This window comes from Streptomyces alkaliterrae (assembly GCF_007097205.2).
Taxonomy (GTDB): domain Bacteria; phylum Actinomycetota; class Actinomycetes; order Streptomycetales; family Streptomycetaceae; genus Streptomyces; species Streptomyces alkaliterrae.
In genome coordinates this window covers 1-391 of the sequence record NZ_VJYK02000755.1, presented here as the reverse complement: position 1 = coordinate 391, position 391 = coordinate 1, and the positions used below count along the sequence as shown (strand labels likewise).

Here is a 391-nt window from a genome sequence, read left to right as displayed (position 1 = left end):
GTCCTGGCCGACCCCGCCCCGCGCCTCCTCCCCGAACACGCCGCGGGCCCGGCTCTCGGCCTGCTGCCGAATGCCGAGTGGCCCGCCGCGCACATCAACCTGGGCCACCAATGGCACCTGCTGATGTACACCGACGGGCTCATCGAGGGCCGGACCGGCGACGGCCGCGACCGCCTCGGCCAGGAGGGCATGCTCCACCTCGTCGCCGACTCGCTGCACGCCCACCCCGCCGGCGGTCAGTCCTTCGTCGACGACCTGCTGCACGAGGTGCGCCGCCTCAACGCCGGCGAGCTGACGGACGACGTCGCGATGCTGCTCCTCAGCCGCTGACCGAGCCGTGACCGGCCGGGTCCGCGTGGGGCCGGGGTCGGGGCTTGTCTCTTATACACAG

General features: G+C 73.4%; 1 protein-coding gene. It reads left to right on the top strand.

Annotated features, from left to right (window positions below; translation table 11 throughout):
• On the top strand, positions 1-330 hold a 330-nt coding region (locus FNX44_RS27790), incomplete at its 5' end, for a SpoIIE family protein phosphatase (protein WP_153507843.1).
• Positions 331-391: the final 61 nt, after the last annotated feature.